The organism is Rathayibacter sp. AY1E6 (assembly GCF_002931115.1).
In the GTDB taxonomy this organism is placed as follows: domain Bacteria; phylum Actinomycetota; class Actinomycetes; order Actinomycetales; family Microbacteriaceae; genus Rathayibacter.
Window position 1 is genome coordinate 51,441 of the sequence record NZ_PSVK01000013.1, and the last position, 25,961, is coordinate 77,401.

Sequence of the window (25,961 nt, forward strand, 5' to 3'; positions counted from 1 at the left end):
TCGCGGCTGGTGTTCCGACCGGCGGCGGCGATCCCGCACCCAGGGGGATGATGGTGCGATGGGAATCGACGCGAACGCGGTGCTGTGGTCCTCCTCCGAGCGCGACCGCGTCGGCAGGCCCCTCCTGGTGCTGCTGCACGGCTACGGCTCGCACGAGGGGGACCTGTTCTCGCTCGGCGCCTACCTGCCGCTGGAGCCGGTCCTCGCGTCCCTCCGGGCGCCTCTCGCCCTGGGCGGCGGGGCGAACGCGTGGTGGCCGCTCCGGGTGCCGCTGGTGCCTGATGAGCCGCGGGCCGATCCCGAGGCCGTCGAGGCGGCGGCGGCGGGGGTGATCGAGTGGCTCGACGCTCTGGGGCACCCGGGTCCGGTGGGGCTGCTGGGCTTCTCCCAGGGCGCCGCGCTGGCGGTGCAGCTGCTTCGGCGCGCGCCGGGCCGCTTCGCCTTCGCGGTCGCTCTGTCCGGGTTCGTGGTCCCGCTCGCCGAGGGCGACGACGCGGACGAGCGGCTCGCCCGCGAGCGTCCTCCGGTGTTCTGGGGCCGCGGGACGCTCGACACGGTGATCCCGGAGGAGCTCGTGCGGGACGCGGCGGCCTGGTTCCCGGAGCACACGGCGCTCGATGCCCGGGTCTACGAGGGCGTCGCCCACGGAGTCGGGCAGGCCGAGCTGGCCGACATCGGCACGTTCGTGCGTCTCGGCTTCGCCTGACGGGCGGGCTCCTCCGCGTCAAGGGCTCGCCCCCGGGCCGCGGCCCCGGCAATGTCGGAGGTGGCAGGGAGGATGGGTGCATGCCGGACGTCCTCGAGCGCTTCTCCCCCGCCACGCGCGCGTGGTTCGAAGGCGCGTTCCCGGCGCCGACCGCCGCCCAGGAGGGCGCCTGGTCGGCCATCTCGAGCGGAGCGCACGCCCTCGTGGTCGCTCCCACCGGCTCCGGCAAGACGCTCTCGGCCTTCCTCTGGGCGATCGACCGGCTCGTGCAGGGCCCGCCGCCGGAGGATCCGCAGCACCGCACGCGCGTGCTCTACGTCTCGCCGCTGAAGGCTCTCGGCGTCGACGTCGAGCGCAACCTCCGCTCGCCGCTCGTCGGCGTCACCCAGACGGCGCTGCGGCTGAGCGCCGAGGGCATCGGCACCGCGCCGGCCACGGTCACCGTCGGAGTGCGGTCGGGAGACACGCCCGCCGCCGAGCGGCGCGTGCTGCAGAAGACGCCGCCGGACATCCTGATCACGACCCCCGAGTCGCTCTACCTCATGCTCACCTCGGCGGCGCGCGAGTCGCTCCGCGGCGTCGAGACGGTCATCGTCGACGAGGTCCACGCGGTCGCGTCGACCAAGCGCGGGGCGCACCTCGCCGTCTCCCTCGAGCGGCTCGACGCCCTGCTCCCGAAGCCGGTGCAGCGCATCGGCCTCTCGGCGACGGTGCGCCCGCGCGAGGAGGTGGCCCGGTTCCTCGCCGGCCGCTCCCCGGTCGCGATCGTGGCTCCGGCGTCCGAGAAGCAGTGGGACCTCAGCGTCGTCGTCCCGGTCGAGGACATGTCCGAGCTGGGGACGGCGGCTCCGCAGGACGGATCGACGATGGGGGCCACCGGTCCGCAGAGCGGGTCGATCTGGCCGCACGTCGAGGAGTCGATCGTCGACCGGGTCCTCGCGCACACCTCCTCCATCGTCTTCGCGAACTCCCGCCGTCTCGCCGAGCGGCTGACCGCCCGGCTCAACGAGATCTACGCCGAGCGCCGCGAGCTCGCCGCGGAGCGGGCGCGCGAGGCGGGCGAGCCCGTCGCCGTCGGGGCCCTGCTCGCCGAGGCGGCCTCCTCCTCCGTCCGCCGCTCCCCGGCCGAGGCGATGGGAGCGGCCGGGGGCACGAGCGGCAGCGGGCAGTCCGCGCCCGACGAGGAGCCGCTGCTCGCCCGCGCCCACCACGGCTCGGTGAGCAAGGAGCAGCGCGCGATCATCGAGGACGACCTGAAGTCCGGCCGCCTGCGCTGCGTGGTCGCGACCTCGAGCCTCGAGCTGGGAATCGACATGGGCGCGGTCGACCTCGTCGTCCAGGTCGAGACGCCGCCCTCGGTCGCGAGCGCCCTGCAGCGCGTGGGTCGAGCCGGCCACCAGGTCGGCGAGGTCTCGCGCGGGTCCTTCTACCCCAAGCACCGGGCCGACCTTCTCCACTCCGCCGTGACGACGGAGCGGATGCGCTCGGGCCTGATCGAGGCGATCGCCGTCCCCGCGAACCCGCTCGACATCCTCGCGCAGCAGACCGTCGCCGCGACCGCCCTCGAGAGCCTCGACGTGGACGACTGGTTCGACACCGTCCGCCGCAGCGCCCCCTTCGTGTCCCTGCCCCGCTCCGCCTACGAGGCGACCCTCGACCTCCTCTCGGGCCGCTACCCCTCCGACCAGTTCGCGGAGCTGCGGCCGCGCCTCGTCTGGGACCGCGACGCGAACACGCTCACCGGCCGGCCCGGCGCCCAGCGCCTCGCCGTCACCAGCGGCGGCACCATCCCCGACCGCGGGCTCTTCGGCGTGTTCATGGTCGGCGAGCCGGGCTCGACCGGCAACCGCGTCGGAGAGCTCGACGAGGAGATGGTCTACGAGTCCCGCGTCGGCGACGTCTTCGCGCTCGGAGCCACCAGCTGGCGCATCCAGGAGATCACCTACGACCGCGTGATCGTGACGCCGGCGTTCGGCGAGCCCGGGCGCCTCCCGTTCTGGAAGGGCGACTCGCAGGGGCGCCCCGCCGAGCTCGGCGAGGCGATCGGGGCGTTCACCCGCGAGGTGGGCGCCGCCGCCCCCGAGACGGCCCGCGAGCGCTGCACGGCGGCCGGGCTCGACGAGTACGCGACCAGCAACCTCCTCTCCTTCCTCGACGAGCAGCGCCTGGCCACCGGGCAGATCCCGGACGACCGCACCCTCGTGCTCGAGCGCTTCCGCGACGAGCTGGGCGACTGGCGGCTGGTGCTGCACTCCCCGTACGGGATGCAGGTGCACTCGCCGTGGGCGCTCGCCATCGGCGCTCGCGTCCGCGAGCGGCACGGCGTCGACGGAGCGGCCATGGCCGGGGACGACGGCATCGTCGTGCGAATCCCCGACACGGAGTCGGAGCCGCCGGGCTCCGAGCTGTTCCTGTTCGAGCGCGAGGAGCTGGAGCAGCTGGTCACGAGCGAGGTCGGCGGCTCCGCCCTCTTCGCCGCCCGGTTCCGCGAGTGCGCGGCGCGGGCGCTCCTGCTCCCGAGGTACAACCCGGGCAAGCGCTCCCCGCTCTGGCAGCAGCGGCAGCGGGCGGCGCAGCTGCTCGACGTCGCCCGCACCTACCCGACCTTCCCGATCATCCTCGAGACCGTCCGCGAGTGCCTCCAGGACGTCTACGACCTGCCCGCGCTGCTCCGGCTCGCCGCGCGGCTGGACGGGCGCGAGCTGCGGATCCTCGAGGTCGAGACGCCGACCGCCAGTCCGTTCGCGCGGTCCATGCTCTTCGGCTACGTCGCGGCCTTCATGTACGAGGGCGACAGCCCGCTCGCCGAGCGCCGTGCCGCGGCGCTCTCGGTCGACGCGACGCTCCTCGGCGAGCTGCTCGGCCGGGCGGAGCTGCGCGAGCTGCTCGACCCGGCCGTCCTCGCGCAGATCGAGCGCGAGCTGCAGCGCGTCGAGCCCGAGCGCCGCCTCCGCGGGCTCGAGGGCGCCGCCGACCTGCTCCGGCTGCTCGGCCCGCTGACGCTCGACGAGCTCGGGGAGCGCCTGGTCGACGAGTCGGTCGCCTCGGCGGACGTCGCGAAGGCGCCCGCGATCGAGCGCGCGGTGCTCGAGGCCGACGTGGCCGCGCTCGTGAAGGCCAAGCGCGTCCTGCCCGTGGGCCTCGGCGGTGAGCAGCGGTACGCCGTGATGGAGGACGCCTCCCGGCTCCGCGACGCTCTCGGCGTGCCCCTGCCGATCGGCGTCCCCGTCGCCTTCATCGACCCGGTCCGCGATCCGCTCGGCGACCTCGTCGCCCGCTATGCGCGCACCCACGGCCCCTTCACCGCCGCCGCCGTCGCCACCCGCCTGGGCCTCGGAGTCGCGGTCGTCACCGACACCCTGCGCCGCCTCGCGGGCGAGCGCCGCGTCTCGGAGGGCGAGTTCCGCCCCACCGGCACCGGGACCGAGTGGTGCGACGCCGAGGTGCTGCGCCGCCTGCGCAGCCGCTCTCTCGCCGCGCTCCGCAAGGAGGTGGAGCCGGTGGACGCGGCCGCGTACGCCCGCTTCCTCCCCGCCTGGCAGCACGTCGGCGGCTCGCTCCGCGGTATCGACGGCGTGGCCTCCGTGATCGACCAGCTGGCCGGCGCGCCCATCCCCGCGTCCGCCTGGGAGTCGCTGATCCTGCCCGCCCGGGTGCGCGACTACTCCCCCGCGATGCTCGACGAGCTCACCGCGACCGGCGAGGTCCTCTGGGCCGGCGCGGGCACCCTCCCCGGCAACGACGGCTGGGTGAGCCTCCACCTCGCCGACACGGCAGGGCTGACCCTCCCCGTCCCCGCCGCCGAGTCCGTGACCCTGACCGAGCTCCAGCAGGAGATCGTCGGCGTGCTCGGCTCGGGCGGCGGCTACTTCTTCCGCCAGCTCTCCGACGCGGTCGGCTCCACCGACGACGCGGGCCTCGTCGAGGCCCTGTGGGAGCTGGTCTGGGCCGGGCTCGTGACGAACGACACCCTGGCGCCGCTGCGCACCCTCGTCGGCTCGACCGGCGGCGCCCACCGCCAGCCGCGCGCCCCCGCCCGCGCCCGCGCGCCCCGGGGCCGGATGACCGCCCGCCCCACGATGGCCACCCGCGTGGGGCCGCCGACCGCCGGCGGCCGCTGGTCGATCGTGCCGCTCGCGGAATCGGACGCGACAATCCGCGGGCACGCGCTCGGCGAGACGCTGCTCGAGCGGTACGGGATCGTCACCCGCGGCTCCGTGCAGGCCGAGGGCGTCCTGGGCGGCTTCGCCCTCGCCTACAAGGTGCTGAGCGGCTTCGAGCAGCAGGGCCGCGCCCGGAGGGGCTACTTCATCGAGAAGCTGGGAGCAGCACAGTTCGGCACCGCCGGCAGCGTCGACCGCCTCCGCACGTTCGCCCCGCAGGACGAGGCGCAGGAGCGCTCACGACCGGTGCTCGCGCTGGCGGCGACCGACCCCGCCAATCCGTTCGGCGCCGCTCTGCCGTGGCCGCAGGGCGAGGGGCACCGCCCCGGTCGGAAGGCCGGCGCGCTGGTCGCCGTCGTCGACGGAGCGCTCGCGGTCTACCTCGAGCGCGGCGGCAAGACCGCCCTCACCTTCACCGCCGACGAGGCGGCCCTCGCCGACGCGGCCGGCGCCCTCTCGCAGCTCGTCCGCTCCCGCGGGGTCGAGAAGCTGACCGTCGAGAAGATCGACGGCGTCTTCGCGCTCGGCACGCCCTTCGGCGACGCCCTCGTCGCCGCCGGCTTCGTCGCGAATCCGCGCGGCCTGAGGATGCGCTCGTGAGCGCCGGAGGGAGCCCGCGTGCCCGAGGGTGACACCGTCTACCGATCCGCCCACAACCTCGCCGAGGCGCTGGACGGCGAGGTCCTGACCCGGTGCGACGTCCGCGTGCCGAAGTACGCGACGGTCGACCTCACCGGCGAGACGATCGACGAGGTCGTCCCCCGCGGCAAGCACCTGCTGATGCGGGTCGGCGACGCGCTGATCCACTCCCACCTCAAGATGGAGGGGAGCTGGCACCTCTACGCCCGCGGCGAGGGCGAGCGGCCGAAGTGGCACCGGCCGGCGTTCCAGGCCCGGATCGTCCTCGAGACCGAGGACTGGCAGGCGGTCGGCTTCGAGCTCGGGCTCCTCGAGATCGTCCCGCGCTCGGCCGAGGAGGACGTGGTCGGCTATCTCGGCCCCGATCTGCTCGGCGCCGACTGGGACGCGGACGAGGCGCTGCGACGCCTGTCCGCCGATCCGGAGCGGCCGATCGGGCTCGCGCTGCTCGACCAGCGGATCATGGCCGGACTCGGCAACGTCTACCGCGCCGAGCTGTGCTTCCTGCGCGGCGTGCTGCCCACGCGCCCGGTCGGCGGGAGCGGCGACCTCGTGCGCACCATCGCGCTCGCGAAGCGGCTCATCACCGTGAACCGCGAGCGGATCGAGCGCACGACGACCGGCAACCTGCGCCCGGGCCAGCAGCTCTGGGTCTACGGCCGCGACCGCAAGCCGTGCCGGCGCTGCGGCACTCCGATCGAGCGCGGTGAGCTCGGCGACGACGAGCTGCAGTTGCGGGTCACCTACTGGTGCCCGCACTGCCAGAGCTGAGGGGCTACTCCTCGACCGCGGAGCGGCGCCCGGGGACGTGCTTCTCGTGCACGCCGACGTCCGTCAGGCGCTCGATGCGGTCGACGTGGCGGCCTGGCTCGCCGCCGTCCGCGACGATCCAGCTGCCGACGAGGAGGAACCCGTCGCGGCCGCCGGCCGTCAGCGGGCCCGTGATCGTGAACGACCCGAGCGCCGGAGTCGAGAACGCCACGCGCACCGTATCCCCGTGCTCGAGTCCCTCGGCCGAGCGCTCCCCGCCGACCTCGTCAGCGTCCGGAGCCAGGGCGATGCTCTGGATCTCGGTCCCCGTGCCGAGGAAGACGTCCGCGACGACGAGCTCGCCGCCGACGGCCTGCCGGACGACCCCCTCGATCCCGTAGAGGCCGTAGCGCGGGGAGCGGACGAGGACGCGCACCGAGTCGCCGATCGCGACCTCGGCGAGAGCACCCCGGATCGAGGCGACGTCCCTCCGCGCGGGAGGAGCGGACAGGGCGTCGAGGATCGGGCTGGGCATCCGATCAGGGTAGCCGCTCCGGGAGCGCACCCGCCCGGCGGATCGGCGGCGGATCCCGGGCGGCCGGGGCGCCAGGTCGCATCGGCCGCCGTCGCCGCGCGCGACCGGCGGAGCGCCGGCCGGAAGGCTCCGGCACCGCGAGACCCCGGCACTGCGGAGACACCGGCACCGCCGGGAGACGCCGGTACTGCGGCAGGCACAGGCACCGCCGGGAACGACGAAGGCCCCGCCTGAGCGGGGCCTTCGGACGATGCGGAGTCGGTGGGATTTGAACCCACGGAACCCAATAAAGGGTTCTCCACCTTAGCAGGGTGGTGCACTCGACCGGACTATGCGACGACTCCTGAGCGCCCGCTGGCGGACGCACGACGACCATCATAACCGCACGCGCGAGGGCCTCGCGACACGGGCGCCCGCCCCTCCGCGGGAAGGCGGGAAGCCGCCTACTGGTCCGACAGGGGCCGGCCGATCGTGCAGGTCTCCTGCTGCGCCGTCTGCCCGGAGACGTCGCTCGGGAGGGTGACCGGCCCGTCGGGTGCGCTCGTCGCGGGGGCGTCGGTCGCGGGGGCGTCGGTGGCCGGCGACTCCGTGGCCGCCGGAGCATTGGTCGCCCCGGGCTCCTCCCCCGTCGACTGCGAGCCGCCGCCGGTGGTGCCGCTCAGCGCGATCGGCTGGTCGGCGAGGAGCGCCGCGTTCAGCGCCGCCGCCGCGTCCTCGCTGGGGTACACGCCGTTGCCGTCGATGAAGGTCGGGTACTGCACGAAGACCACGTTCGCGAGGTCGACGTCCTTCACCGCGAGGCCGATCGACACGAGGGTGTTCACGTTCTCGAGCGAGGTGGAGAGCTGCATGTTCGAGACGGCCGCCTTCGCGAGGCCGTAGAGGTTCACCGGGTTCGAGAGCGTCGACGCGCTCTTCACCTTGCGCACCAGCGATGAGAGGTACACCTGCTGGCTCGAGATGCGGGTGAGGTCGCTGCCGTCGCCGACGCCGTGCCGGGTGCGAAGGAACGCCAGCGCCTCGGCGCCGACGAGCGTGTGCGTGCCCGCGTCGAGGTTCAGCCCCGTGTACTCGTCCTGGATCGGGGTGGCGACGCAGACGTCGACTCCGCCGACCGCGTTCGACATCTCGATGACGCCCTCGAACTGGATGAGCGCCGCGTAGGGGATCTCGAGCCCGGTCAGCTGCTCGACCGTCTGCACGGTGCACGCCAGCCCGCCGGCCTCGAGCGAGGTGTTGATCTTCGCCGAGTCCACCGCGTCCGAGACGGCGCCGGTGGCCGGGTCGGTGCAGGAGGGGATCGGGACGTAGAGGTCGCGGGGGAAGCTGACGACCTCCACGGTCGAGTGGTCGGCCGAGATGTGCATGAGCATCGTGACGTCGTTGAGGTTCTCGGCACGCTCGCCGTAGGCCCCGGCGGCCGATCCGTCGGCGCTGTCGCTGCCGGCGAGCAGGATGTTGACGCCGCCCTCGATCGCCCCGATCTCGGGCACGTCGCCTCCGCCCGAGTCGATCCCTAGGTCGACGGACGGACGCGCGCTCCCCGCGATCAGCGAGGCGGCGATCGCCACGATGCAGACCGCGCTGAGCACGCCGACACCCACGCAGGCCGCGAGGATCCGCGCGGCGAAGCGCACGCCGCTCGGGCGGCGCAGGCGGCCGTGCCGTGCTGCTGTGGTCCGGGTGGACGCGCGTTCGCTCATCGGGTCGTACTCTCTCTCGGCTGCGGGACGCGTGTCGTCCCGGAGTCAGCGCGCGAGGTGGAGAGCACCCGTGGTGCCGCCCGCCCTCGGCTCAGCCGAAGAAGCCGACCGAGCAGGTCTGCTGGTCGGCGCTCTGGCCGGTGACCGATTCTGGCAGGGCAACCTTGGATCCGTCCTCGGGAGTCGCTGCAGGAGTGCCGGGTGCCGCCTCGGCCGTCGCCAGCGGATCCGCGGTCGCCGGGCCCGACGGAGCGGCGGTGTCGGCCGGGGCCGCCGCCTCGCCCTCCACGGTCGCGCCGGCGCCCGTGCCGCCGGTGATGGCGATCGGCTGATCGGTCTGCAGGGCGCTCGCCAGGACGTCGCCCGCGGCGCGGTCCGGCTCCACTCCGCTCGGAGTCGCCCCGGTCGGGTACTGCGCGAAGACGACGTCCGCGAGGTCGACGTCCTTCAGCGCGAGTCCCATCTGGACCATCGTGTTCACGTTGTCGAGACCGGTCGAGAGCGTCATGTTGCCGAGCGCCGCCTTCGCGAGCCCGTAGAGCGCGACCGGGTTGAGGAGGGTGTCCGCGCTCTTGATCCGGCGCACGAGCGCCGAGAGGAAGACCTGCTGGTTGCTGATGCGGGTCAGGTCGCTGCCGTCGCCGATGCCGTGGCGGCTGCGGAGGAACTGCAGCGCCGCCATGCCCTCGAGCGAGTGCACGCCCGGCTCGAGGTAGGTGTTCGTGTAGGGGTCCGCGATCTCGGTCGCGACGCAGACGTCGACTCCGCCGACCGCGTTCGACATCTCGATCACGCCGTTGAACTGCACGACCGCGCCGTAGTCGACCCGGACGCCCATGAGGTCCTCGACGACCCCCGCCACGCAGCCGAGGCTGACGTCGCTGCCCATCGCCTCGTTGATCTTGGTGTCGTACCGGGCGGGGATCGTCTCACCCGTGGCGGCGTTCACGCACTCCGGGATGTCGACGTACATGTCGCGGGGGAAGCTCACGACCGTCGCGTTGCTGTGGTCGGCCGAGACGTGCATCAGCATGTTGACGTCGTTGAGGACGCTCGTCTCCTCATCGGGGTCGCCGTAGGCGTCGCCCTGGCCCTTCCGCGAGTCGCTGCCGACGACGAGGACGTTGAAGCCGCCCTCCAGTGCGCCGATCTCCGGGGCGCCTCCTGCCTCGACGCTGGAGCCGGCCGCGCCCGGGTGCAGGTCGACCGAGGGCTGCACGGACTGGACGATCAGCGTCGCCGCGATCGCGACCACCGACACCGAGGCGACCACACCGACACCGCCCACGAGGGCGGCTCCCTTCACCAGGGTCCGCGCGAGGGTGTGCCGCTTCTGGCGGCCGTGCCGCACGAAGGGGCGCGGCGTGCGCGGAGTGTCGCGAGTCTGTGTCGAAGGGCCCGTGCGGCGCATCCGTCTCCCGGTGTCGAGGCGTCAGTGGTGCGGAGGTGAGGGCCGGGCGTCGGTCCCGGGCGTCGCGCAATCCTATACAGAGGGGTGGCGCGTTCCGAAGGAGAGCGGGCGGCCCTCCGTCGTCGCGCGCCAGGACGGGCGTCGGAAGGCGCCGGCGGGAAGCGACGCGAAGAACGGGACTCCGTGGCGGACGGCGTGGCGGAGGGCGTGGGATTCGAACCCACGAGACGTTTCCGCCCACCAGTTTTCAAGACTGGCTCCATCGGCCGCTCGGACAGCCCTCCCGGCCGCTCCCGCAGGAGCGACACCCGATAGTAACCGCCGAGCGCGCGGGACCGTGATCAGCGCAGCGCCGAGAGCGCGACCGCCACGCCGTCCTGGTGGACCGAGGGGATCACGGCGGAGGCCACGGCCCGCACCTCGTCGGGCGCCTGCCCCATCGCGAGCCCTGCGCCCTCGGCGGCGGCCCAGGTGAGCATCTCGATGTCGTTGCGGCCGTCGCCCAGCGCGACCACGTCGCTCCGCTCGATGCCCAGCTCCTCGCGGACGACCTCGAGCGCGGTGGACTTGTTGACGCCGTGCGGGGCGATGTCGAGCCAGGCGGTCCAGCCGATCGCGTAGCTGACCTGGTGCAGGCCCATCTCCTCGACCAGAGAGGTGAACTCCTCGATCCCGGTCTCGGGCGAGATCACGACGACGCGGGTGCACAGCCGGCCGAGCAGCTCCTCGAAGGGGACGTGGGTCGTCTCGGCACCCATCACGGCACCGCCCGGAAACGCCTCGGTGTAGAAGAAGGCGCCGTCCGCGTCCTCGACGGCGTAGTGCGCGTCGGGGAGGGAGCGGCGGATGGTCTCCAGGACCTCCGTCGGGTCGAAGGTCTCGACCGTCTCGGGGACGTAGGCACCGGACTCGTCCCGGCGGAGCGTGACCGCTCCGTTGCAGCAGATCACGTACTCGGGCGAGATCCCGAGGCGCTCGACGACCGGCAGGGTGGAGGAGGGCGAGCGCCCGGTGGCGAGCATCACCTCGTCGCCCTGGGCGGCCACGCGGGTGATCGCGTCCGTCACCGCGCGGGTGATGGTGCCGTCCTCGTGCATGACGGTGCCGTCGATGTCGAGGGCGACGAGGCGGCGGCCGGAGGCGCGGGCCGCGCTCATGCGACGGGCTCGAGCACCTCGAGGCCGCCGAGGTGGGGCCGCAGCGCCTCGGGGACGAGCACCGAGCCGTCCGCCCGCTGGTGGGTCTCGAGGAGGGCGACGATCCAGCGGGTGGTCGCGAGCGTGCCGTTGAGGGTTGCGACCGGAGCCGTCCTCCCCGACTCGGTGCGGTAGCGGGTGTCGAGGCGGCGGGCCTGGAACGTGGTGCAGTTCGAGGTCGAGGTCAGCTCGCGGTAGGTCTCCTGCGTGGGGACCCACGCCTCCACGTCGAACTTGCGCGCCGCGCTCTGGCCGAGGTCGCCGGCCGCCGTGTCGATGACGCGGTAGTGCAGGCCGAGGCTCTGCAGGACGTCCTCCTGGTACGAGAGCAGGCGCGCGTGCTCCGCCTCGGCGTCCTCGGGGAGGGTGTAGACGAACATCTCGAGCTTGCTGAACTGGTGCACGCGGATGATGCCGCGGGTGTCCCGTCCGCCCGAGCCCGCCTCGCGGCGGTAGCAGGTGCTCCAGCCCGCGTAGCGCTTCGCGCCGCCGGAGAGGTCGAGGATCTCGTCGGCGTGGTACCCGGCGAGGGCGACCTCGCTGGTGCCGGTGAGGTAGAGGTCGTCGTCGCGGAGGCGGTACACCTCGTCGTCGTGCTCGCCGAGGAAGCCGGTGCCGTCCATGATCTCGGGGCGCACGAGGGTCGGCGTGATCAGCGGGGTGAAGCCGGCGGCGAGCGCCTTCTCGAGGCCCAGGTTCATCAGCGCGATCTCGAGGCGGGCGACCAGGCCCTTGAGGAAGTAGAAGCGCGCGCCGCTGACCTTCGCGCCGCGCTGCATGTCGATGCCGTCCAGCAGCTCGCCGAGCTCGAGGTGGTCGCGCGGGGCGAAGTCGAAGACGGGGCGCTCGCCGACCGTCCTGACGAGCTCGAACGACTCCTCGCCGCCCGCGGGGACGCCCTCGATGATCGGGTTGGCGATGCGCTTCACCAGCACGGTGAAGGCGTCGTCGGCCTCGGACGCCTCGTGCTGGGCCTGCTTGGCGGCGGCGGCGAGGCGCTGGGCCTCGGCGACGAGGGCCGCCTTCTCGTCCTTCGGAGCCTTGGCGACGGTCTTGCCGAAGGCGTTCTGCTCGGCCCGGAGCCGCTCCGCCTCGGTGATCGCCGCACGGCGCACGCGGTCGGCCTCGAGCGCCTCGTCGACCAGCTCGACGGAGTCGCCGCGCGCCTCCTGCGAGCGCTTCAGGACGTCCGGGTTCTCGCGCAGAAGTACGGGATCAATCACCCCAGCAGTGTAGAGGAGGGCCGGGACGGGCCGCCGCCCGCGCGTACCCCCGGGGCCGGCTGAGCATCGGCCGCGCGGAGGCATCCGATCGCGCGGACGGCTGCGAATGTGAGTCGTCCCCCGAGAACGTCCCCCCGCGTTCGACACCCCTGCTCCCCTGAAGGCTCTTCCATGCACGCCACCCCCCTCATCGACGCGACCCCCGGCGTCGTCCTCGAGCGCGACGGCTCCGTCGCCCGGATCACCCTCAACCGCCCCGACGCCCTCAACGCGATCGATCTCGGCACCGCGCGACTGCTGCTGAGCACCGTCGCCGACCTCGACGCCGACGCCGGCTGCTCCGTCATCGTGATCGCCGCGGCCGGCCGCGCGTTCTGCACGGGCGGCGACATCTCGGCGATCATGGGGTCCGAGGACCCGGACCACTACCTGCGCGACGTCGCGACCACGACCGCCCAGGTGATCCGCCTGCTCGAGGACAGCCGCGCCGTCGTCGTCTGCGCGATCGACGGCATGGTCGCCGGCGCCGGCATCGCCTTCGCTCTGGCCGCCGACATCGTGATCGCGACTCCCGCCGCCCTCTTCCTCAGCGCGTACGGCGACGTCGGGCTCGTCCCGGACGTCGGAGTCACCGCCGCGCTCCCCCGCGTCGTCGGCCGCCGCCGCGCCCTGGACTTCGTGCTGTCGGGCCGCCCGGTCCGCGCGGCCGAAGCGCTGGAGTGGCAGCTCGTGACCGAGGTCGTGCCGCGCGCCGACCTCGCCGGCCGCGTCGACGAGCGCGTGCGCGCCCTGGCGGCGAAGCCGGCGCACGTCGCGTCCGCCGCCCGCCGCCTCCTGCGCACCGACCCGCTCGACCGCGCCGAGCGCATCGTCGAGGAGACGGACACCCTGGTCGAGTTCCTGGCGGTCCCCGCCACGCGCACGCTCCTGGACGCCGAGCACGAGCGCCAGGCCCGCCGCGCCGCCCGGGCGACCGCCTCGCTCTGACCCGGCGCGAGCGTCCTCGACGACGCTCCGGCTCCGGGCCGGGCGGACGTCCGCCCGACGGCCCGCGGATCGGCCGGGCGTTCTCCTCCGATCTCGGCTACGGTGGTCCCCGCGAAGGGGAGTAGTTCCCACCGTCCGCCGAGCGGACGACGAGGCGCGTCGACATGCTGGTCCGGGACGATCCGGGCCCGGCGCTCCACCCCGGCTCCGGCCGGGGCGAACGAGACCTTCGGTCAGTCGACGCACGTCCTGACCGGTCCTCTCGCGCGGGTCGGCGGACCTGAGCCAGGAGATCGCATGGCGACCACCGTCCCCACCCCCAGTCCCGCACAGGTGCGCCGCTGGCGCCGCTACCTCGCCGACGAGCTCGCCGAGGCCTCCGTGTACCGCGACCTCGCCGGCCGCCGCTCCGGCGAGGAGCGGGAGATCCTGCTCGCGCTCGCCGTGGCCGAGGGACGCCACGAGGAGCACTGGCGCGAGCTGCTCGGCTCCGCGGCGGAGCCCGCGCCCCGCCCGGACCTCCGCACGCGCTTCCTCGGCTTCCTCACCCGCCGTTTCGGCTCCGTGTTCGTCCTCGCCCTGATCCAGCGCGCCGAGGCCCGCTCCCCCTACGCCGACGACGACGACGCCACCGAGGCGATGGCCGCCGACGAGCGGATCCACGGCGAGGTCGTCCGCGGGCTCGCCGAGCGCGGTCGCAACCGCCTCTCCGGGACGTTCCGCGCGGCGGTCTTCGGAGCGAACGACGGCCTGGTCTCGAACCTCGCCCTCGTGCTCGGAGTGGGGGCGAGCGGAGTCGGGACGGGCGTCGTCCTGTTCACGGGCATCGCGGGCCTGCTCGCCGGCGCCCTCTCGATGGGCGCGGGCGAGTTCGTCTCGGTGCGCTCGCAGCGCGAGCTGCTCTCGGCCTCCAGCCCGGACCTCGACGCGAACCGCATCGTCCCCGATCTGGACGTCGACGCGAACGAGCTCGCCCTGGTCTACCGCGCTCGCGGGATGACCCAGGAGCAGGCCGACGCGCGTGCCGCCTCCGTCTTCACGGGCCTGCGCGGCGGCGCCGTCACCTCCCCCATCACGCTGGGCGGTCCCTCAGGAGACCCCGACGTCGACGAGCACGAGTCGATCGGCACGGGCATGGGCGCGGCGCTGTCGAGCTTCTGCTTCTTCGCCTCGGGCGCGATCATCCCGGTGCTGCCCTACCTGCTCGGCCTGACGGGGCTCGCCGCGGTGGTCGTCGCCTGCGTGCTCGTGGGCATCGCCCTGCTCGCCACCGGCGCGGTCGTCGGGCTGCTCTCAGGCGCCCCGCCGCTGGCCCGGGCGCTGCGCCAGCTCGGGATCGGCTACGGCGCGGCCCTGGTGACCTACCTCCTCGGCCTGCTCTTCGGCGCGTCCGGAGTCTGAGCCTCGGCCTCGAGGAGCTGCGCGGACTCGCCCGGCTCCTCGGCGCGGGGCCGCACGACGACGCCGCGCCACCGCAGCGCGGCCACTCCGACCGCCAGCAGCAGCGACGCCGGCAGGCAGCCCAGCAGGGGGATGCAGGAGTAGTAGAGGAGCTGCCGCTGGATCCACGCGGGCGAGGGCACGTCGGAGTCGCCGTAGTAGGGCGGAGGCGGCGAGGAGTAGCCGGTGTAGAGGAGCGCGAGGCCGATCAGGGTCCCCGCGAGGCCGGCGAGCAGGAGCACGAGGAGCCACGGGTTCCGCAGCAGGGGCGCCTCGCGCACGGGCTCGGCGGGAGCAGCGGGAGCGGGGTCGGCGGCCGGCTCCGGCAGGGGTGCGGGCGCGGTCTCGGCGCCGAGGCGGTGCGACCGCCGACCCTCGGCGGCTCCGGCGATGTCGGGCAGGGCCATGATGCGGCGCGGTCCGGGCACGGACGAGGAGCCGGGGCGGACCACGCGCGACTCCGGGAGCGCGGGACGAGCGGCGGATCCGGACGTGGCGGCGGGAGCGCCGGGGGCGGCCCCCGAGCCGGGCCTCGCGAACGCCCGCTCGTCGCCTCTCAGACGCTCCACCGGTCCCGAGAACCCGCGCTGGAAGGCCGGGTCGTAGCGCGGGTCGACCCGTTCGTCGTCGTCAGTCATCGTCGCGACCCGTCATCGTCGTCCCCGGTCATCGTCGACCTCCGGCTCGTGGGAGAGGATCCCGCGCAGCCAGTCGCGGGCCTCGAGGAACACCTCGTCGTCGTAGCGTCGCACGGAGGTGACCGGGCGGCGGTCAGCGCGCGGATACGAGCCGAGGAAGATCACCTTCGGGCTGAAGCGCCGCAGCCCCATCAGCGCGTCGGCGACCCGCTCGTCCTGGACGTGCCCGTCGAGGTCGATGACGAACCGGTACCGGCCGAGGGCATCGCCGATCGGCCGCGACTGGATCATGCTCAGGTTCACCCCGCGGGTCGCGAACTGCTCGAGCATGTCGAGCAGGGCGCCCGGCTGGTCGGCCGGGAGCTCGGCGATCACGCTGGTCTTGTCGGCGCCGGTCGGCTCGGGCAGCGCGTGCGAGCGCGAGACGTGCACGAAGCGCGTGACGGCGTTCGGGTTGTCGCCGATCCGCTCCGCCAGCACCACGACGTCGTGGTGGGCGACGATCCCGGGAGGGGCGATGGCCGCGTCCGCGGGCGATCCACCCAGCAGGTCGACGGTGGCCTGGACGTTGCTGGAGGCCGGCAGGTGCTCGTGGCTGGGGATCTCGCGGTCGAGCCACACCCGGCACTGCCCGTAGGCGACGGGGTGCGCGGCGACGGTGCGCACCTCCTCGAGGCTCGTCCCCGGGCGGCCGACCAGGATGAACGACACCGGCACCAGGTACTCGCCGACGATGCGCAGCCCCGGGATCCGCGCCAGTGCGTCCTGCGCGGCCGTCACTCCGCCCTCGACCGAGTTCTCGATCGCGATCACCGCGCCGTCGCTGCGGCCGGTGACCAGATCGCTCAGCGCCTCCCCCACGTTCGCGACGCTGCGCCACAGCTGTCCGCGCGCCTCCGGGACCTGCGCGAGGGCCGCCTCCGTGAACGTGCCGCTGGGCCCGAGATAGCTGTAGGCACGGGTCTCGGGGGCGCTGTCGGGCATGGCGCAAGCCTAGCCAGCCGCGGTACCCCTGGAGGGGGCCGGACTGCCACTATGGACCGCATGACCGATCGCGCAGGGAAGCCGGCACAGGCCTCCGATCTCATCGACGTCGAGGCCCTCGTGAGGGCGTACTACGAGAAGAAGCCGGACGTCTCCGACCCGGCTCAGAAGGTGGTGTTCGGCACCTCGGGCCACCGCGGATCCTCGTTCGACACGGCCTTCAACGAGGACCACATCGCCGCCGTCACCCAGGCGATCGTCGAGTACCGGACGGAGCAGGGCATCACCGGCCCGCTGTTCATCGGCGCCGACACGCACGGGCTCTCCCGCCCGGCCCTCACCACCGCCCTCGAGGTCCTGGTGGGCAACCAGGTCCGCGTGCTCGTGGACGAGTTCGACGACTTCGTGCCGACCCCGGCGCTCAGCCACGCGATCCTCCGCTACAACAACGACCCCGCGCACACCGACCGGGCCGACGGCATCGTGGTCACCCCCTCGCACAACCCGCCCCGCGACGGCGGCTTCAAGTACAACCCGCCGCACGGCGGCCCCGCCGACTCCGACGCGACGACCTGGATCGCCGACCGGGCCAACGAGCTCATCGCCGACGGCAACCGCGGCGTGACCTCGGCCGAGCCCTCCGCGGTCGAGACCTACGACTACCGCACGCACTACGTCGCGGACCTGGCGAACATCATCGACCTCGACGCGATCCGGAAGGCCGGCGTGCGGATCGGGGCCGACCCCCTCGGCGGCGCCTCCGTGCACTACTGGCAGCTGATCGCCGAGATGCACGGCCTCGACCTGACCGTGGTGAACGGGGAGGTCGACCCGGCCTGGGGCTTCATGACCCTCGACTGGGACGGCAAGATCCGGATGGACCCGTCCTCCCCCAGCGCGATGGCCTCGGTGGTCGCGCGCGCCGGCGACTTCGACATCCTCACCGGCAACGACGCCGACGCGGACCGGCACGGCATCGTCACCCCCGACGGCGGGCTGATGAACCCCAACCACTACCTGGCCGTCGCGATCGACTACCTCTACCGCCACCGCACCGGCTGGCGCGAGGACGCGGCGATCGGCAAGACGCTGGTCTCCTCCTCGATCATCGACCGGGTCGCGGAGTCGCTGGGCCGGCGCCTCTGGGAGGTCCCGGTGGGCTTCAAGTGGTTCGTCCCCGGGCTGGTCGACGGCTCGGTCGGCTTCGGGGGCGAGGAGTCCGCGGGCGCCTCGTTCCTCCGCTTCGACGGCACCGTCTGGACCACCGACAAGGACGGCATCCTCCTCGCGCTGCTCGCCTCCGAGATCGTGGCGGTCACCGGGAAGAGCCCGTCGGCGCTCTACCGCGAGCTGACCGAGCGCTTCGGCGACCCGGTCTACGAGCGCGTGGACGCGGTGGCGACGAAGGCGCAGAAGGCGGCCCTCGGCAAGCTGGACGGCGACGCGATCGCGGCGACGACCCTCGCCGGGTCCGAGATCACCGCGAAGCTCTCGAAGGCGCCCGGCAACGGCGCGGCCGTCGGAGGCGTCAAGGTCGTCACCGAGGACGCCTGGTTCGCCGCGCGCCCCTCCGGCACCGAGGACGTCTACAAGATCTACGCCGAGAGCTTCCGCGGCCTCGACCACCTGCACGAGGTCCAGGCCGAGGCGCGCACGATCGTGGACGCGGCGCTGAACTCCTAGGCGCTGCGCTCAGTCGCCCGAGAAGGCTCGTTCCCGCCCAGGAGAACGAGCCTTCTCGGGCGACTCAGCGGCGGTGAGGAAAGGGCCGGCTACCAGCGCGGGTGGACGGTGGGGCGGAAGTGGGTGTCGTAGAGGGCGTTCACGGCCTCCATGAAGGCGGGGCCGAGGGGCGCGGCGGAGGCGGCGGCCGCGTTGGCGCGGGCCTGCTCGGGCGAGCGGGCGCCGGGGATCACCGAGGTGACGCCCTCCTGCTGGATGATCCAGGCGAGCGCGGCCGCCGCGGGGGCGAGGCCGTGGTCGTCGGCGAGGCGGGAGAACTCCTGCGCGGCCTCCACGCCGGTCGCGAAGTCGACGCCCGAGAAGGTCTCGCCGACGTCGAAGGCGGAGCCGTCGCGGTTGTAGCTGCGGTGGTCCTCCGGCGCGAACACGGTCTCGGTCGTGTAGCGGCCGCTGAGCAGGCCCGAGGCGAGCGGGACGCGCGCGAGGATGCCGACGCCGGCCTCGCGGGCGGCGGGCAGCACCTCGTCGAGCGGCTTGAGGCGGAACGCGTTCAGGATGATCTGGACGCTCGCGACGTTCGGGCGGGCGATCGCGGTCAGCGCCTCCTCCGTGCGCTCGACCGAGACGCCGTAGGCGGCGATCGCGCCCTCGGCGACGAGGGTGTCGAGGGCGTCGTAGACGGCGTCGTCGGAGTAGACGGAGGTGGGCGGGCAGTGCAGCTGCACCAGATCGAGAGTGTCGACGCCGAGGTTGGCGCGCGAGCGGTCGGTCCAGGCGCGGAAGTTGTCGAGCACGTAGTTGGCGGGGATCTGCTCCGCGCGACGGCCCATCTTGGTGGCGACGAAGACCTGCGCGTCGGGGTGCGCCGCGCGGTAGGCGCCGATCGTCCGCTCGCTGCGGCCGTCGCCGTAGACGTCGGCGGTGTCGAAGAGGGTCACCCCCGACTCCACTGCGGCGTCGAGCACGGCGAGGGCGTCGGTCTCGGCGACGTCCCCCCAGTCGGCACCGAGCTGCCAGGTTCCGAGGCCGACGACGGAGACGGGGGCGCCGGTGCGTCCGAGGATTCGAGTTTCCATGCCTCCACCGTAGGTGCGGCCGAGCCCGCGGCGGACCCCCTTGCGCGTGCTCTAACGTCGAGGGCATGCCCCTCCTCGTGCTCGGAAGCGCCAACCTCGACCACGTCCACCGGGTCGCCCGCATCCCCGCCCCCGGAGAGACGGTGCTCGCCCTCGACGCGAGCACCTTCCCGGGCGGCAAGGGCCTCAACCAGGCCGTCGCGGCCGCACGGACCGAGCCCGGCACCGTCTTCGTCACGAGCCTCGGACGCGACTCGGCAGGAGACCGGCTCGCCGCGGTCCTCGGCGAGGAGCCGCTGGAGCTGCGCGCCCGCCGCGGCGACATCCGCACCGGCACCGCGCAGATCACCGTGGACGAGCGCGGGGAGAACGCGATCGTCGTCGACTCCGGGGCGAACGCCGCCCTGGTCGGGTTGACCGCCGAGGAGTCGGCCCTTGTGGCGGCGGCCGACGCCCTGCTCCTCCAGCTCGAGATCCCGACAGCGACGGTGACGGAGGCGGCCCGCGCCGCGCGCGCCGGCGGCACGGTGTCGATCCTGAACGCCGCCCCGATCGGCCTGCTGCCGGAGGAGCTCCTCGCGGTGCTCGACGTGCTGATCGTCAACGAGCACGAGGCCCGCGAGCTCGCCGCCGATCGCGGCATCACCGCCGCCGACGACGACGCGCTCGCCGCTGCCCTCACCGCGCTGGTGCCGCTCGTGCTGGTCACCCTCGGCTCCGACGGCGTCGTCGTGGCGGTCCGCGACCGCGAGCCGGTGCGCACCCCGGCCTTCCGGGTGGAGGCCGTGGACACCACCGGCGCCGGCGACACCTTCTGCGGCGCCTTCTCGGCCCGGCTCGCCGCCACGGGAGCACGGCTCGACGATCCGGAGCAGCTGGTCGCCCTCACCCGCTGGGCGAGCGCGGCCGCGGCGATCTCGGTCACCCGCGCCGGAGCGGCGGTGTCCGCGCCGACGGCGGCCGAGACGGACGCGTTCCTCGCCGAGCGCGCCTGAGCGGGAAGCTCTTCGGGGAGGCTCGCCTGAGCGGGAAGCTCCTCAGGGGGAGACGGCGCGGACACCGACCTCGGGCGGCCCGCAGCACCGTCGCTCCGGTCGGCACGGTGCACTCCGAAGAAGCACGGGACCGCCCGGCCCGGCTCCGCTCCTCACGGCGAGGCGTCCCGCCCTGCGGACAGCCGCGCCCGCTCCCCGATCCGGCTAGTCGATCGCGGCGACCCGGACGGTCACCCGCGGCCGCAGCTCCGGATGCACCCGGACGCACCACTCGCGCACCGCGGCTCCGATCGCGCGCGCCACGTCCGGCGCGGACGCCTCCGCGGTCACGCAGAGGTCGACGGCCACGGACACCTCGTCCCCCGCGACGCGGACCAGAACCGGATCGGCGAACGTGCCGCCGCTCGCGGTGCCCAGCGGCTCGACCACGATCCCGGTCGCGCTCAGCGCCGTCGCCGCGTGCGCGAGCACGTCGCGCACCTCGGGCCTGGCCGGCATCAGGGTCGCGACGCCGTCCAGGGCGCGCAGCTCCGCAGCGAGCGCGGACATCGGATCGACCGGGGCCGCCGACTCGAGGCCGCTCACGACTCCTCCGTCCCGGGGACGTAGACGTCCTCCACGCGGACGTCGATCCTCGACACCCGCATCTCGGTCTGGGTCAGCAGCCGCGAGTGCACGCGCTCGCGCACCTGCTGGGCCGCCTCGGCGATCGGCACCCCCCAGAAGACCGAGATCGTCAGCTCCACCACGACCTCCGCGCCCGGCTCGGCGATGTCGCCGACCAGGCGGCAGCGGCCGACCAGCACGCCGGCGACGCTGTCGCCCGCCTCGCGCACGAGTCCGCGGACCGCTCCCTCGGTGATCGTGAGCGCCACGTCGGGCTGGACGCTCGCCAGTGGGATGTCGCGTCCGGCCCGCGACTCGCGGCGCACCTGGGTGAGGATCGAGCCGAACCAGCTCTCCTCCGGCGCGGGCAGGCGTGCGGCGTCGTCGTCGATGAGCGCGCCGGAGAGGGCGCGCACGCGCTCGAGGGCGCGCAGAGTGCGCCGGTGCTCCGGCGACTCCTCGATGGCGGGGTCGTACGGAGTGCGCCCGCGGTCGAGGTAGTCGCTCAGCTCGTCGATGCCGATGCCGTCGCCCTCCTGCTCCGTCGCGTCCGCCTCCTGCTCGAGCGCGGGCGGCAGCACGACGTCGTGCTCCCCCGCGCGCTCCGGCCCGTCGCCGGGACCCTGGTCCGCGTTCATCGCGTCTGCTCCCTCATCGCCAGTCCTCCATCGCCACGACCAGCGACTCGCGCGCGCGGGCGAGCTTGCCCCGCACGGCGGTCACCGTGAGACCGAGGTGATCGGCGATCTCGTTGTACGACTCCCCGCCGACCTCGCGCAGCACCCAGCACTGCCGCTGCGACTCCGGCAGCTCGGACAGGGCGTGCGCGAGAGCCCGCATGGCGTCGCTCTGCTCGGCGGCCTCGAACGGGCCGGGCTCTCGGGCCGGGGGATGCTCCACGGCGTCGACGTCGTCGGTCGGGCGGCGCTGGCGCAGCAGGTCGACGCTGGAGCGGCTGACGATCCGCATCATCCAGCTGCGCACGCTCGCCGGCTCCTTGAGCTGCGGGAGCTGCGCCCAGACCGTGATCAGCGCGTTCTGCACGGCGTCGGAGGCGTCGGCCTGCGAGCCGGTGAGGCGCCAGGCGTAGGCGCGGAGGATCGACTGGTGCCGCTTGACGAGCACCTCGAAGGCGCGCACGTCGCCCTCGGCGGAGCGCTCGGCGAGCAGCGCGTCGCTCGCCGCTTCCAGTCCGGGCACGGCGCCTCCTCCCTCTCCGCTCACGCGGCCTCGGGCCGCCTCTCAGGTGACGCTCAGGAAAAAGTCCGCCGAGCACCGTGACGAACGCCGTCCGGGCTCCGTCTCACTCATGAAAGCACAGCCCGACCGGATTCCCGCCGGGCCTTCGACCCCGGTCTGCTCAGCAACGGCAGCCGATGAGACGTCCAGGAGACCTCATGAGCGACACCACGCGCACCCCCTCCACCACCCGCGTCGACAAGACCTCCGTCGACACGGTCACGAGCCTCGGCGGCTCGCGGACCTCCGGCACCGCCCAGGGCACCACGGTCATCGACGACAGCGTCGTGGCCAAGGTCGCCGGCATCGCGGCCCGCCAGGTGCCCGGCGTCTTCGCCCTCGGCAACAACGCCGCCCGTGCCTTCGGCGCGATCCGCCAGGCCGTCGGCGGTGCCGACCACGCCCAGGGCGTGAGCGTCGAGGTCGGCGAGACCCAGGTCGCGGCCGACGTGACCATCGTCGTCGAGTACCCCGTGCCGATGCAGAAGGTCGCCGACTCCGTCCGCGCCGCCGTCTCCGAGGCCATCACCGAGCTGGTCGGCATGGCCGTCTCCGAGATCAACGTCGCCGTCGTCGACGTGCACATCCCCGGCGACGACAAGGACGACGAGGCCACCGAGAGCCGCGTCCGATGAGCGACTTCCAGCGCCCCGCGCCCACCGCCCCCGGCGGCCGCAGCACCGTCCTCGGTGTCGTGGTCGGCGCGATCCTCGCCTTCGCGGCCCTGATGTTCGGCTTCTGGGGCTTCGTCCTCACCGCCCTCTTCATGGCCCTCGGCGTCGTGATCGCCCGCATCGCCGACGGCACCCTCGACGTGCGCAGCCTCGTGGACGTGTTCCGCGGCCGCACCACCTCCCGCTAGGAGCCCACCGTGACCGCTCTCGACACGCGTCCCGCATCGCCGGTGGCGGGCACCGTCACCATCACCGTCCGCTCCATCGAGCGCGCCGCCGTGGCGATCGTCCACGAGGAGCTGGGCGTGGAGGTCTCCGCGATCCGCGTCCGCCTCTCCGATGACCGGGGCGGCCTCGCCCTCGCGGTGACCGCGCCGGTCGTCGTCGAGCCGGGCACCGCCCCGGCCGGCGGCTCCCTGCTCGAGCGCCTGCGCGGCGATCGCACCCGCATCGCCTCCCGCATGGAGGCGCTGACCGGGCGCACCGTCAGCCGGATCGACATCCGGGTCACGGGCACCCGCACCCGAAGCACGAGGAGAGTCGCATGAGCCCCGCACCGTCGGCGCCCGACACCCGCTACAGCCGCTACCTCCGTCGCGAGACCCACAAGTCCCGCTCCGCCGCGCAGATCGTCGTCCTGGTGCTCATCGCCCTGGTCGCGGCCTATGTCGGCACGGAGGCGGTGCTCGCGATCCTCGGCGCCGCGCCCCTGCTCGCCGCACCGTCCGCCCTGCTGGGCGCGATCGTCGGAGTCGCGTCGCTGGCGAACCCCGCCCTCATCGGCGTGGCCGTCGGCGCGGGCGTCCTCGCCCTGGTCCTGCTGGTGCTCGCACTGGCGCCCGGGGCCCGGGCCCGCCACACCGTGGACGACGACCGCCTCGCCGTGGTCGTGGACGACGGCGTGATCGCCTCCTCCCTGGCCCGCGCAGCCCGCACGGCCGCCCACTCCCGCCGCGAGGACACCCGCGCCTCGCTCGGGCGGCGCACCGCACTGGTCGAGGTGACCCCCGCCTCCGGCATCGCGGTCGACCGCGACGCCGTGCAGAGCGCCGTCGACGAGGAGCTCGCCCGCATCGGCGCGAAGCCCGCCCCGCGCTCCACCGTCCGCGTCTCGACCTCCGGGAGGATCTGATGACCACGAGCAACCGCTTCGTCAACCGGCTCGTCCTGCTCGTCGTGGGCCTCGTGCTCGCGCTGGTCAGCGCCGGAGCCGTCCTGATCGCCGTCTCGCAGCCGGTCCGCGACTCCGTCCTCTCCTTCGCCGACGGCGAGGGCGCGGCCCTGGTCTCGCGCCTCTCCCCCGAGGAGGGCACCGCCTGGAGCGATGCCGCCGTCCTCTGGCCGCTCTACGCCGTCGTCGGGATCTGCCTCCTCGGCATCGTCCTCGCGCTGGTGATGGCCTTCGCCCACGGTCACGGCCGCACCGGCACCGTCCTCCGCGACGAGGCCGAGGGCGCGCCCGCCGGAGGGATCGAGATCGCGACCGGCTTCGCGGAGGACGTCCTCGAGACGGCTCTCGCCGGGCGGACGGAGCTCCTCGACGTCACGGTCGCGGCCTACCGCCACGGCTCCGAGACCGCGCTGAAGGTGCGCGTCCTCCCCCGCGGCGGCGTCTCGCCCCGCACCGTGGTCGACGCCGTGCACCAGGAGGTCGACGCGCTCGACGCCCTGCTCGGCGCCCGCCTGCCGGTCCTGCTCGAGGTCGCCTCGAGCGCCCGGGCCGGCTTCTCCAAGGAGGACCGGGTCGCCTGACTCCGGTCCCGTAGCTTCCCCGGCACCCGCCGGCGGATGGTCACACCGAACAGAAGGAGCCCCTCATGGGTGCAGACGACAAGATCCGCAACGCAGCCGAGAACCTGGTCGGCAAGGCCAAGGAGGCCGTCGGCAAGCTGACGGACAACGAGCGCCTCGAGGCCGAGGGCCAGGCCGACCAGACCAAGGCCCACACCAAGAAGGTCGGCGAGGACGTCAAGGACGTCTTCAAGAAGTGATCTGACCGGAACCTCGACGGGGCCGTCACCGCATCAGCGGTGGCGGCCCCGTCGTCGTGCGTGGAGCGGGTGCGTCGAGCGTCAGACGCCCCAGAACATGATCCGGCCGGCGGAGGCCGCGTCGATGCTCTGGTCGTGGTTGTCGGCGGTGTGCGAGGAGTAGAGGATCCTGTCGCCGTCGACGCTGGTCACGACGCCCGTGTGGTCCCAGTCGCCCGAGCCGTCCCAGTCGAACTGGACGATGTCGCCCGGCTTCACCCGGCTCCGCTCGGAGTCGGGGATCGCGGTCGCGCGCTCGGGGTGCGCGGCGAGGTAGGCGTTGAACGCTGTCGACGACGCCCAGGCGGAGCTGTACCCGCCGGAGGAGGAGTAGCTCCATTCGCCGTCCATCTCCCAGCCGCGGGCGATCAGCGACTGCGAGGTGAAATTGACGCAGTCGTTGCCCGAGATCACGCCGTACTGGGCCGAGTTGTAGTCGTTCCAGTAGGTGGAGAGGTAGTCGAGCTGCGAGGCCAGGCGGCTCGCGTCCAGTGCGGCCTGGGCCTTCGCGGCCTCGATCGCCGGGTCGGGCGTGTAGGCGAAGGTGATCGCCGAGGCGACGACCTTCGTGCTGGCGAGCACGCCGGTCGCGGCGGGGCTGGGAGTGGCGGTCGCGGTCGGGGCGGCGAGGTCGGTCGAGGCCTCGGCCGTCGTGCCCTCCGCGGCGCCCGACGTGTCGACGGCCGGCTGCACCGCGTCGGCCGGGGTCCCGTCGACGGTGACCGCCGCGGCGGAGTCGGTGACCGCGTCGAACGTGATGGCCTGACCGTCGGCGTCGAAGAAGGCGACCGGGACCTCGCCCGCTGCCTCTCCGTCGGCCGGAGGGGCGGTGACCGTGATCTGGTCGGGGTTGTCGACCGCGACGCTGCCCTCGGCCCCGCCGAAGCGGACGGTGGCGACCGAGTCCAGGTTCGATCCCTCGAGCGTCACGCTCGTGCCGCCGGCGACGGTGCCGGAGGTGGTGGAGACGGAGCTGAGGACGACCCGGGCGGAGGCGGTGGTCGCGGGGAGCACGGCGACGCTGGTCGAGGTCGGAGCAGCGGAGGGCGTCGCGGTGGCCGACTCGGCCGAGGAGCCGGTGCCGACGGTGAGGCTCAGGCTCGACGCGACGGCCACGACGACGAGCCCGCCGGAGACGGCGAGCGCCAGCGTGCGCGGGGACGGGCGGAAGAAGGATGCCCCGCGGCGGGCGGGCGCGGTGCGGAGCCGGTGCCCCTCCGCTTCGCGGCGGTCGCGGCGGGACGAGAACGATCCCTCCGGGGCGGGGTGCACCGGCTCCGCAC

At 73.8% G+C, this 25,961-nt stretch carries 25 protein-coding genes and 2 tRNA genes; 13 read left to right on the plus strand and 14 right to left on the minus strand.

Annotated features, from left to right (window positions below; translation table 11 throughout):
* Positions 1–58: 58 nt before the first annotated feature.
* From C5C46_RS11505 to C5C46_RS11515, 3 genes are all read left to right on the plus strand, one after another.
* Positions 59–706, plus strand: coding sequence for an alpha/beta hydrolase (locus tag C5C46_RS11505; RefSeq protein ID WP_104226771.1), 648 nt, complete (start codon positions 59–61; stop codon positions 704–706).
* 80 nt (positions 707–786) lie between these two features.
* Complete coding sequence (locus C5C46_RS11510) at positions 787–5,469, plus strand: ATP-dependent helicase (RefSeq protein WP_104226772.1); 4,683 nt, start codon at positions 787–789, stop codon at positions 5,467–5,469.
* Positions 5,470–5,487: 18 nt separating this feature from the next.
* A complete protein-coding gene (locus C5C46_RS11515; RefSeq protein ID WP_104226773.1) occupies positions 5,488–6,279 on the plus strand; it encodes a DNA-formamidopyrimidine glycosylase family protein in 792 nt (263 codons plus the stop codon).
* Between the two features lie 4 nt (positions 6,280–6,283).
* On the opposite strand, the gene C5C46_RS11520 is transcribed toward C5C46_RS11515, so the two are convergent.
* From C5C46_RS11520 to serS, 7 genes are all read right to left on the minus strand, one after another.
* On the minus strand, positions 6,284–6,793 hold the full coding sequence (locus tag C5C46_RS11520) for a hypothetical protein (RefSeq protein ID WP_104226774.1): 510 nt from the start codon (positions 6,791–6,793) through the stop codon (positions 6,284–6,286).
* A gap of 253 nt (positions 6,794–7,046) precedes the next feature.
* A tRNA-Ser gene (locus tag C5C46_RS11525) sits at positions 7,047–7,137 on the minus strand.
* A gap of 99 nt (positions 7,138–7,236) precedes the next feature.
* Positions 7,237–8,496, minus strand: coding sequence for an LCP family protein (locus C5C46_RS11530; protein ID WP_104226775.1), 1,260 nt, complete (start codon positions 8,494–8,496; stop codon positions 7,237–7,239).
* A 91-nt stretch (positions 8,497–8,587) separates the two neighbouring features.
* Positions 8,588–9,802 carry an LCP family protein gene (locus tag C5C46_RS11535; RefSeq protein ID WP_258059448.1) on the minus strand — a complete coding sequence of 405 codons (1,215 nt, stop codon included), beginning with the start codon at positions 9,800–9,802 and terminating at the stop codon, positions 8,588–8,590.
* Between the two features lie 301 nt (positions 9,803–10,103).
* A tRNA-Ser gene (locus C5C46_RS11540) sits at positions 10,104–10,191 on the minus strand.
* Between the two features lie 57 nt (positions 10,192–10,248).
* The gene (locus C5C46_RS11545; protein ID WP_104226776.1) at positions 10,249–11,064 is read right to left on the minus strand and encodes an HAD family hydrolase; all 816 of its coding nucleotides are present in this window, start codon (positions 11,062–11,064) and stop codon (positions 10,249–10,251) included.
* On the minus strand, positions 11,061–12,326 hold the full coding sequence (serS, locus tag C5C46_RS11550; protein ID WP_104226777.1) for a serine--tRNA ligase: 1,266 nt from the start codon (positions 12,324–12,326) through the stop codon (positions 11,061–11,063). Before serS ends, C5C46_RS11545 begins: the two co-directional genes overlap by 4 nt.
* Positions 12,327–12,497: 171 nt before the next feature.
* On the opposite strand from serS, the gene C5C46_RS11555 reads away from it, so the two are divergent.
* Entirely contained in the window at positions 12,498–13,313 is an 816-nt protein-coding gene (locus C5C46_RS11555) for an enoyl-CoA hydratase/isomerase family protein (RefSeq protein WP_104224964.1), read from the plus strand.
* A gap of 297 nt (positions 13,314–13,610) precedes the next feature.
* Entirely contained in the window at positions 13,611–14,714 is a 1,104-nt protein-coding gene (locus C5C46_RS11560) for a VIT1/CCC1 family protein (protein WP_104226778.1), read from the plus strand.
* On the opposite strand, the gene C5C46_RS11565 is transcribed toward C5C46_RS11560, so the two are convergent.
* On the minus strand, positions 14,675–15,391 hold the full coding sequence (locus C5C46_RS11565) for a hypothetical protein (protein ID WP_104226779.1): 717 nt from the start codon (positions 15,389–15,391) through the stop codon (positions 14,675–14,677). The two genes, C5C46_RS11560 and C5C46_RS11565, sit on opposite strands and share 40 nt — an antisense overlap.
* A gap of 12 nt (positions 15,392–15,403) precedes the next feature.
* Positions 15,404–16,375 carry a prephenate dehydratase gene (pheA, locus tag C5C46_RS11570; protein WP_104226780.1) on the minus strand — a complete coding sequence of 324 codons (972 nt, stop codon included), beginning with the start codon at positions 16,373–16,375 and terminating at the stop codon, positions 15,404–15,406.
* Positions 16,376–16,435: 60 nt separating this feature from the next.
* Between pheA and pgm the strand changes: the two genes are divergently transcribed.
* The gene (gene pgm / locus C5C46_RS11575; protein WP_104226793.1) at positions 16,436–18,058 is read left to right on the plus strand and encodes a phosphoglucomutase (alpha-D-glucose-1,6-bisphosphate-dependent); all 1,623 of its coding nucleotides are present in this window, start codon (positions 16,436–16,438) and stop codon (positions 18,056–18,058) included.
* Positions 18,059–18,147: 89 nt separating this feature from the next.
* Here the strand turns inward: pgm and C5C46_RS11580 are convergent, their stop codons facing one another.
* Positions 18,148–19,134, minus strand: a complete 987-nt coding sequence (locus C5C46_RS11580) for an aldo/keto reductase (RefSeq protein WP_104226781.1) — start codon at positions 19,132–19,134, stop codon at positions 18,148–18,150.
* 65 nt (positions 19,135–19,199) lie between these two features.
* Between C5C46_RS11580 and C5C46_RS11585 the strand changes: the two genes are divergently transcribed.
* Positions 19,200–20,129, plus strand: coding sequence for a ribokinase (locus tag C5C46_RS11585; RefSeq protein WP_104226782.1), 930 nt, complete (start codon positions 19,200–19,202; stop codon positions 20,127–20,129).
* Positions 20,130–20,333: 204 nt separating this feature from the next.
* Here the strand turns inward: C5C46_RS11585 and C5C46_RS11590 are convergent, their stop codons facing one another.
* Genes C5C46_RS11590 through C5C46_RS11600 form a run of 3 tightly spaced genes read right to left on the minus strand, consistent with a single transcriptional unit; the run spans position 20,334 to position 21,935 of the window.
* Complete coding sequence (locus C5C46_RS11590; RefSeq protein ID WP_104226783.1) at positions 20,334–20,714, minus strand: hypothetical protein; 381 nt, start codon at positions 20,712–20,714, stop codon at positions 20,334–20,336.
* Positions 20,711–21,373: an Asp23/Gls24 family envelope stress response protein gene (locus C5C46_RS11595; RefSeq protein WP_104226784.1), complete on the minus strand. Its 663-nt coding sequence runs from the start codon at positions 21,371–21,373 to the stop codon at positions 20,711–20,713. The genes C5C46_RS11590 and C5C46_RS11595 overlap by 4 nt, the downstream gene beginning before the upstream one ends.
* Positions 21,374–21,386: 13 nt before the next feature.
* Positions 21,387–21,935, minus strand: coding sequence for an RNA polymerase sigma factor (locus tag C5C46_RS11600; RefSeq protein WP_104224956.1), 549 nt, complete (start codon positions 21,933–21,935; stop codon positions 21,387–21,389).
* A gap of 197 nt (positions 21,936–22,132) precedes the next feature.
* Between C5C46_RS11600 and C5C46_RS11605 the strand changes: the two genes are divergently transcribed.
* From C5C46_RS11605 to C5C46_RS11630, 6 genes are all read left to right on the plus strand, one after another.
* On the plus strand, positions 22,133–22,609 hold the full coding sequence (locus C5C46_RS11605; protein WP_104226785.1) for an Asp23/Gls24 family envelope stress response protein: 477 nt from the start codon (positions 22,133–22,135) through the stop codon (positions 22,607–22,609).
* A complete protein-coding gene (locus C5C46_RS11610; RefSeq protein ID WP_104224954.1) occupies positions 22,606–22,836 on the plus strand; it encodes a DUF2273 domain-containing protein in 231 nt (76 codons plus the stop codon). Before C5C46_RS11605 ends, C5C46_RS11610 begins: the two co-directional genes overlap by 4 nt.
* Positions 22,837–22,845: 9 nt before the next feature.
* Entirely contained in the window at positions 22,846–23,196 is a 351-nt protein-coding gene (locus tag C5C46_RS11615; protein ID WP_104226786.1) for a hypothetical protein, read from the plus strand.
* Complete coding sequence (locus C5C46_RS11620; RefSeq protein ID WP_104226787.1) at positions 23,193–23,780, plus strand: DUF6286 domain-containing protein; 588 nt, start codon at positions 23,193–23,195, stop codon at positions 23,778–23,780. Before C5C46_RS11615 ends, C5C46_RS11620 begins: the two co-directional genes overlap by 4 nt.
* Complete coding sequence (locus C5C46_RS11625) at positions 23,780–24,400, plus strand: hypothetical protein (RefSeq protein WP_104224951.1); 621 nt, start codon at positions 23,780–23,782, stop codon at positions 24,398–24,400. Before C5C46_RS11620 ends, C5C46_RS11625 begins: the two co-directional genes overlap by 1 nt.
* A 65-nt stretch (positions 24,401–24,465) precedes the next feature.
* Complete coding sequence (locus tag C5C46_RS11630; RefSeq protein WP_104226788.1) at positions 24,466–24,639, plus strand: CsbD family protein; 174 nt, start codon at positions 24,466–24,468, stop codon at positions 24,637–24,639.
* Between the two features lie 81 nt (positions 24,640–24,720).
* Here the strand turns inward: C5C46_RS11630 and C5C46_RS11635 are convergent.
* Positions 24,721–25,961, minus strand: a 1,241-nt coding sequence (locus tag C5C46_RS11635; protein WP_146078983.1) for an amidase domain-containing protein, incomplete at its 5' end; no start/stop codon positions are given.

Bases quoted from the DNA above. Each gene is read 5' to 3' on its own strand.
- C5C46_RS11505 (WP_104226771.1), top strand. From the start codon at position 59: ATGGGAATCGACGCGAACGCGGTGCTGTGGTCCTCCTCCGAGCGCGAC.
- C5C46_RS11510 (WP_104226772.1), top strand. From the start codon at position 787: ATGCCGGACGTCCTCGAGCGCTTCTCCCCCGCCACGCGCGCGTGGTTC.
- C5C46_RS11520 (WP_104226774.1), bottom strand. From the start codon at position 6,793: ATGCCCAGCCCGATCCTCGACGCCCTGTCCGCTCCTCCCGCGCGGAGG.
- C5C46_RS11530 (WP_104226775.1), bottom strand. From the start codon at position 8,496: ATGAGCGAACGCGCGTCCACCCGGACCACAGCAGCACGGCACGGCCGC.
- C5C46_RS11545 (WP_104226776.1), bottom strand. From the start codon at position 11,064: ATGAGCGCGGCCCGCGCCTCCGGCCGCCGCCTCGTCGCCCTCGACATC.
- C5C46_RS11555 (WP_104224964.1), top strand. From the start codon at position 12,498: ATGCACGCCACCCCCCTCATCGACGCGACCCCCGGCGTCGTCCTCGAG.
- C5C46_RS11560 (WP_104226778.1), top strand. From the start codon at position 13,611: ATGGCGACCACCGTCCCCACCCCCAGTCCCGCACAGGTGCGCCGCTGG.
- C5C46_RS11565 (WP_104226779.1), bottom strand. From the start codon at position 15,391: ATGACTGACGACGACGAACGGGTCGACCCGCGCTACGACCCGGCCTTC.
- pheA (WP_104226780.1), bottom strand. From the start codon at position 16,375: ATGCCCGACAGCGCCCCCGAGACCCGTGCCTACAGCTATCTCGGGCCC.
- pgm (WP_104226793.1), top strand. From the start codon at position 16,436: ATGACCGATCGCGCAGGGAAGCCGGCACAGGCCTCCGATCTCATCGAC.
- C5C46_RS11580 (WP_104226781.1), bottom strand. From the start codon at position 19,134: ATGGAAACTCGAATCCTCGGACGCACCGGCGCCCCCGTCTCCGTCGTC.
- C5C46_RS11585 (WP_104226782.1), top strand. From the start codon at position 19,200: ATGCCCCTCCTCGTGCTCGGAAGCGCCAACCTCGACCACGTCCACCGG.
- C5C46_RS11595 (WP_104226784.1), bottom strand. From the start codon at position 21,373: ATGAACGCGGACCAGGGTCCCGGCGACGGGCCGGAGCGCGCGGGGGAG.
- C5C46_RS11605 (WP_104226785.1), top strand. From the start codon at position 22,133: ATGAGCGACACCACGCGCACCCCCTCCACCACCCGCGTCGACAAGACC.
- C5C46_RS11610 (WP_104224954.1), top strand. From the start codon at position 22,606: ATGAGCGACTTCCAGCGCCCCGCGCCCACCGCCCCCGGCGGCCGCAGC.
- C5C46_RS11620 (WP_104226787.1), top strand. From the start codon at position 23,193: ATGAGCCCCGCACCGTCGGCGCCCGACACCCGCTACAGCCGCTACCTC.
- C5C46_RS11625 (WP_104224951.1), top strand. From the start codon at position 23,780: ATGACCACGAGCAACCGCTTCGTCAACCGGCTCGTCCTGCTCGTCGTG.
- C5C46_RS11630 (WP_104226788.1), top strand. From the start codon at position 24,466: ATGGGTGCAGACGACAAGATCCGCAACGCAGCCGAGAACCTGGTCGGC.